Annotated in this window: 6 protein-coding genes and 1 pseudogene; 1 reads left to right on the top strand and 6 read right to left on the bottom strand. The window is 67.7% G+C overall.

Annotation, left to right across the window (positions count from 1 at the left end):
- Nucleotides 1-119: 119 nt before the first annotated feature.
- The 4 genes from WA944_RS22630 to WA944_RS22615 are packed head-to-tail and all read right to left on the bottom strand — an operon-like array spanning nucleotide 120 to nucleotide 1,738.
- Nucleotides 120-545, bottom strand: coding sequence for a molybdenum cofactor biosynthesis protein MoaE (locus tag WA944_RS22630; protein WP_526372555.1), 426 nt, complete (start codon nucleotides 543-545; stop codon nucleotides 120-122).
- On the bottom strand, nucleotides 542-1,021 hold the full coding sequence (locus tag WA944_RS22625) for a MogA/MoaB family molybdenum cofactor biosynthesis protein (RefSeq protein ID WP_526372554.1): 480 nt from the start codon (nucleotides 1,019-1,021) through the stop codon (nucleotides 542-544). Before WA944_RS22625 ends, WA944_RS22630 begins: the two co-directional genes overlap by 4 nt.
- A gap of 7 nt (nucleotides 1,022-1,028) precedes the next feature.
- Nucleotides 1,029-1,532 carry a cyclic pyranopterin monophosphate synthase MoaC gene (moaC, locus tag WA944_RS22620; protein WP_526372553.1) on the bottom strand — a complete coding sequence of 168 codons (504 nt, stop codon included), beginning with the start codon at nucleotides 1,530-1,532 and terminating at the stop codon, nucleotides 1,029-1,031.
- 14 nt (nucleotides 1,533-1,546) lie between these two features.
- On the bottom strand, nucleotides 1,547-1,738 hold the full coding sequence (locus WA944_RS22615; RefSeq protein ID WP_526372552.1) for a hypothetical protein: 192 nt from the start codon (nucleotides 1,736-1,738) through the stop codon (nucleotides 1,547-1,549).
- Nucleotides 1,739-1,821: 83 nt separating this feature from the next.
- Here WA944_RS22615 and WA944_RS22610 point away from each other — a divergent pair, with 83 nt between their 5' ends.
- Nucleotides 1,822-4,074: a helicase-associated domain-containing protein gene (locus WA944_RS22610; protein WP_526610988.1), complete on the top strand. Its 2,253-nt coding sequence runs from the start codon at nucleotides 1,822-1,824 to the stop codon at nucleotides 4,072-4,074.
- An 8-nt stretch (nucleotides 4,075-4,082) separates the two neighbouring features.
- Here the strand turns inward: WA944_RS22610 and WA944_RS22605 are convergent, their stop codons facing one another.
- Together WA944_RS22605 and WA944_RS22600 are read right to left on the bottom strand one after the other, a co-directional pair.
- Entirely contained in the window at nucleotides 4,083-5,537 is a 1,455-nt protein-coding gene (locus WA944_RS22605; RefSeq protein WP_526610987.1) for a hypothetical protein, read from the bottom strand.
- Nucleotides 5,431-5,871: pseudogene (locus tag WA944_RS22600) on the bottom strand (hypothetical protein); the annotation flags it as partial. The pseudogene WA944_RS22600 and the gene WA944_RS22605, both read right to left, overlap by 107 nt.

Here is a 5,871-nt window from a genome sequence, read left to right as displayed (position 1 = left end):
TAGCTTTAGGAGTTGACCATCACTCCAGGCGGCAACGGTGCTCACCGGCCGGCGGCTCGGTGATCAGCCTCCCGCTCCAGAGACAGAATCCCCGTCAAGGACACGCTGATCAACACCCATTAGGCGGAGTTCACCCACTCGTCGGTGCCGTCGGCGAAGTACTGGTGCTTCCACACCGGTAGCTGCTCTTTCACGCTGTCCACCAGGCGCGCGCAGGTCTCGAACGCAGCGCGCCGGTGGTCGGCGGCCACCGCGGCCACCAGCGCGGCGTCACCGATGTGCAGGACGCCGACCCGATGGCTGACGGCGATGGCACGAACTCCCGAGCAGTCGGCCGCGATCTCGGCGACGACGTCGGTCAGCGTCTGCTCGGCGGATGGATGCGACGAGTAGTCCAGGCGCGTCACCGTGCGACCGCCGTCATGATCGCGCACCACCCCGGCGAACACCACGACCGCGCCCGCGGCGTGGTGCGACACCAGGGCTTCGTGCTCGGCCGAATCGATGTGCTGCTCGGTCAGCGAGGCGCGCACGACGACGGTCATCCGGTGTGGTCCTTGCCGCGTAGTTGGTCCAGCGCGTGCCCGAGGACGTCCGCGAGCACGCCGAGGCCGTCGCGCACGCCCCCGGTCGATCCGGGAAGGTTCACGATCAGCGTCCGACCGGCGACACCGCAGACACCACGGGACAGCACCGACGTCGGCACGTGCGGGAGTCCCGCGCGCCTGATGGCGTCGGCCAGACCGGGAATCTGATAGTCCACCAGGGCGGCGGTCACTTCTGGGGTGGCGTCCGTCGGCGAGATACCGGTTCCGCCGGAGGTGACGATCACATCGTGGTTGTCGCGCAACACCGCCCGCAACGCCGATTCCAGGGGGCCGCCGTCGGCGACGACAACGGGTGGCGGGGTGGCGATGCCCCGTTCGTTGAGCCAGTCGGCGATGACGGGGCCACACCGGTCCTCGTAGACGCCGGCAGATGCCCGGGTGGAGGCGATGACCACCGCGCCAGACCGCGTCATGCCGCCGTCACCTGACCCATGGACCGGTCTTACCGCCCTCTTTGCGGACCACCCGGACATCGTCGATCCGCGCTGACCGGTCCACAGCCTTGATCATGTCGTAGATCGTCAGCGCGGCGACGCTGACCGCCGTCAACGCTTCCATCTCGACACCGGTGCGGTCGGTGGTGCGGACGGTCGCGGTGATGCCGACCGAGCCGGGGTCGTCGGCGTCGCCCATCGTGAACTCGACGTCGACGCCGGTGATCGCCAGCGGGTGACAAAGAGGGATGAGATCGCTGGTGCGCTTGGCGGCCAGGATGCCCGCCACCCGGGCGGTCGCCAGGGCGTCGCCCTTGGGGAGCCCGTTGGCACTGATCATGGCGACCACATCGGGGCGGGTGTGTACCGTTCCCGCTGCCACCGCGACGCGTTTGGTGACGTCCTTGGTTGTGACGTCGACCATATGGGCCGCGCCCGACTTGTCGACATGCGAGAGATCCGAATGGCCATCCGAATCGACGGAGCCCACCGCTCATCCCGCCGTTACTTGTTGATGACCGTCGAGGATTGGACGAACGGAAGTTCGTCGGCCGGAAGCGGGAAGGTGATGTCACCGAACGGCGACAGCGCCCCGGTGCGGTCAGCGGCCAGTTCGCTGACCGCGTGATCGTCGGCGTCGCTCGTCGGCCAGCCCGGGTCGACATATCTGGTCTTCTGCTGTTTCTGATCAGCCACCCCCACATTGTGGCAGGCCGCTTGCTAGCTGGCGAGGCCGGCACGCTGCTTTACGCTGGTCACGCAATGAGCAGAGGACACCGATGAGCGCGAAGAGCCCGGGCGTGCCGCTCGGCGCCTGGTTGGCCGAGCTGGACGACGACCGGCTGATCCGGCTGCTGCGGTTGCGCGCCGATCTCACCCAGCCCCCACCGGGCACCATGGCCGCGCTGGCCGCCCGCGCGGCGGCACGTCAGTCGGTCAAAGCGGCTACCGACGATCTCGACTTCCTGCACCTAGCAGTGCTCGACGCCCTGCTCACCCTGCATGCCGACACCGGTGGCGTCAGCGTCGCCGCCCTGACGGCATCCCTCGGTGAACGAGCCGATGGCGTCACGCTCAACACCGCAGTAGAGGATCTGCGGGAGCGCGCGCTGGTGTGGGGCGACGACGTGCTGAGGGTGGCCGCCGAAGCCGCGTCCGGTCTGCCCTGGTACCCCGGACAGACCACCGCAGAGAGCACTGCGCCATCGGCGGCCGAGATCCGCGGGGCGCTCGAATCCATCGACGATGCCGCGCGGGAGTTGCTCGACAAGCTCCTTGAAGGATCTCCGGTGGGCCGGACCCGCGACGCGATGCCGGGCACCCCGCCCGACCGTCCGGTGCAGCGACTGCTCAGTGCCGGGTTGCTGCGCAGGATCGACGACGACACGGTGATCCTGCCCAGGCTGGTCGGCCAGGTGCTGCGCGGCGAAGTACCGGGGCCCGTCAGCCTGAGCCGCCCTGATCCCACGGTGTCATCGACCGCTGCGCGCGATGTCGACGCGGTTGCCGCCGGCGCCGCGCTCGACCTGTTGCGCGAGGTCGAGACCGTCATCGAAACACTGAGCGCAAACCCGGTTTCCGAGCTCCGCAGCGGCGGTCTCGGGGTGCGTGACGTCAAGCGCCTGACCAAGCTCACCGGCATCGAGGACCGTCGGCTCGGGTTGGTGCTGGAGGTGGCCGCGGCCGCCGGGCTGCTGGCTCCGGGAATGCCCGAGCCCGATCCGCCCGACGGCGTGGGCCCCTACTGGGCGCCCACCGTGGCAGCCGACCGGTTCGTCGAGTCACCGACCGCGGTCAAATGGCACCTGGTGGTCTCGGCGTGGCTGGACCTGCCGGGCCGACCCAGCCTCATCGGTAGCCGTGGGCCCGACGGCAAACCGTATGCTGCGCTGTCGGATTCACTGTTCTCCACCGCCGCTCCGCTGGATCGCCGGCTACTTCTCGACACTCTCAACGACCTGCCGCCGGGATCGGGAGTCGACGGTGAGAGCGCTTCGCGGGCAATGGTGTGGCGGCGTCCCCGGTGGTCGGTACGGCTCCAACCCGAACCGGTGGCCGCGCTCCTCGCCGAAGCGCATGCTGTCGGCGCGGTCGGCCGTGGCGCGCTGTCCACGCCGATGCGACGCATGCTCGCCGGAGAGCCCGAGGACGCCGTCGTCGCCGCCATGTCGAAGGTGCTGCCCAAGCCGATCGACCACTTCCTGCTGCAGGCCGACCTGACGGTCATCGTGCCCGGGCCGCTGGAGCGCTCACTGGCCGAGCAACTGGCGGCGGTGGCGACTGTGGAGTCCGCCGGAGCGGCCATGGTGTACCGAATCACCGAGGGGTCCGTCCGGCGAGCGCTGGACACCGGAAAAACGGCAGGCGAGCTGCACGCGCTGTTCGCCAAACACTCCAAAACCCCGGTCCCGCAGACACTGACGTACATGATCGACGACGTCGCACGCCGCCACGGTCAGCTCCGGGTGGGCATGGCGTCCTCCTTCGTGCGCTGCGAGGACGCCGCGCTGCTCGCGCAGGCGGTCGCGGCGCCGGCGACCGAATCAGTGGAGTTGCGCACCCTCGCACCGACAGTGGCGGTGTCACAGGCCCCGATCGCCGACGTGCTGGCCGCGCTGCGAGGCGCCGGGTTCGCCCCGGCTGCCGAGGATGCGACGGGGACGATCGTGGATCTGCGCAGCCGCGGTTCGCGGGTTCCGGCGCCGGGCCGTCGCCGTGGGTACCGGCACGGGCTGACGCCGACGGATCAGACGCTCGGCGCGATCGTGGCGGTGTTGCGCAAGGCCGCGGCCACGCCGTCGGGCATGCGTCTGGACCCCGCGGTCGCGATCTCGGAGCTGCAGTCGGCCGCGCACCACCAGGAGTCGGTGGTGATCGGCTACGTCGACCCCGCAGGCGTCGCCACACAGCGCGTGGTAGCGCCGATCAACGTCCGCGGCGGGCAGCTGACCGCCTACGACCCGGCCTCGGGCAGGGTCCGTGAGTTCGCGATTCACCGCGTGACTTCGGTGGTGTCCGCGGAATCCGGATAACTCCGCCGTTACCGATACACCTGCACCGTCACGATGCCGGCGATCAGCGCATTCAAATTGGAATCGTCGGTGATGTTGATCTGCAGCGTCCGCGTGACGAACAGTGCCAGCGCTCCGCCACCGAACTGCGTTGCCCTGAAGGTCACAGCCTCAAGTGCCTGCTTGTACTGAGCGATGGTGGCCGTGCCCGACAGTTTCAACTCCCCGGTGCCGGCGTCGTAGGTCGCCCTGATCGGGTTTCCTGAGATCGGGGTGTATGCCAGCGTGTCGCCGCTCTTGCGGTTGCCCGTGATGATGACGGTCGCACCGTTGAGGACAGATGAATCGAAATCGACGATCGTGGCCGAGGTGATCGGCTTCACCGTGTCCCCGACGTTGGGGAACGACAGGCCTGCCAAGCCGACAACTACTATCGTCGGCCGATCCGGATTCTTCACGCCCGCAACCACGATCGCCGGGACAAGCGCACTGACGCCGGAGTCATCGACGACGTTGATCGTCACCGTCCTCGGTATCAGCGCACCCGCGGTCGCCGAGAACCTCACAACCTCCAACGCCGCTTCGTACTGAGCGATGGTGCCGATCCCGGACAGTGTCAACGTGTCCGTGCCGTTCCACGATGCGGTGATGGGACTTCCGCTCGGGGCGCTATAGCTCAACGTGTCTCCGGCCTGGCGTCCCAACCCGAGCTTCACCGTTGCTCCCGTCAACGTCGTCGAGTCCAGGTCTCCGATTTCGACCACCGGCGCCACGACCACCCCGGGCTTGCCGATGGTGTGCGTCGGCGGAAGCGAGAGCACCACGACCGTCGGCGGAAGCGGCGCAATCGTATTGGCGAAGATCGTGCCCGGTATCGGGTTGGTGTCCCCGTCAGCCTCGGTGACGGTAATCGTCACCGTTCGGGTGAGACCCACCTGGCTCGCGCTGAAGGTGATGGCCTCGAGCGCCTCTTCATACTGCGCGACCGTAGCCACCCCCGACAGCGTCAGAGTCCACGCGTTGGTCTGCACGACTGTGATCGGATTTCCGGACGGTGCAACGTAATCCAGCGTGTCACCGCTGAGGCGACCCAATGTCTCGATCCTCACCGTCGCACCGCTGAGCTGGCCGTCGTCGGCATTGGCGATGCTCACCGACGACATCAGCTTCACGGGCGTCTTGCCGACGATATGAATCGGTGCGCCCACCGGTACCACGAGGAGCGGCAAATCGATCACGATCCCAGGCAGCACACCAACAGCGACCATCGCCGGCAGCAGGCTCGCCACGTCCTTGTCGTCGGTCAGGGTGACCTCCACGGTGCGCACGAGAAGACCCAGATCGGTCGCGCTGAACGTGACGGCTCGCAACGCCGCCTCATACTGCGCCAGCGATGCCGACCCTGTCAGTTGCAGAGTCCAATCGTTGACCCACGTCGCCGCTATGGTGCTGCCCAGCGGCGCAACGTAACCCAGCGTGTCCATCCTGGCGACCCAAACCGATCGTCACCGTCGCACTCTTCAGAGACGACGAATCCAGATCGACGATCTCGGCCACCGAGAGCAGCTTGACCGGATCACCGCCCAGGACGTAAGGCAACCCGCCCACCGCCAACAACGACGGGGGCAACTGCAGGATCGGGTCGACATTGAAGTTCACTGTCTGCGTGTAGTTTTCGGCTTCTGCCAGCCCGAACACGCGGGCGATACTGTGCAGCACTTTCTGAATTGTGCCGAGAACGCCGGTGAGGTTCTCCGAGTCGTCTCTGACGACGACCTGGAACTCGACCGGCGTGGTGTCGCCGACAACGGGGACAAG

Origin of the sequence: Mycobacterium sp., from assembly GCF_049683355.1 — a bacterium.
In the GTDB taxonomy this organism is placed as follows: domain Bacteria; phylum Actinomycetota; class Actinomycetes; order Mycobacteriales; family Mycobacteriaceae; genus Mycobacterium.
The sequence above is the reverse complement of the archived record's forward strand: the minus strand, read 5'-3'. Positions and strand labels throughout refer to the sequence as shown.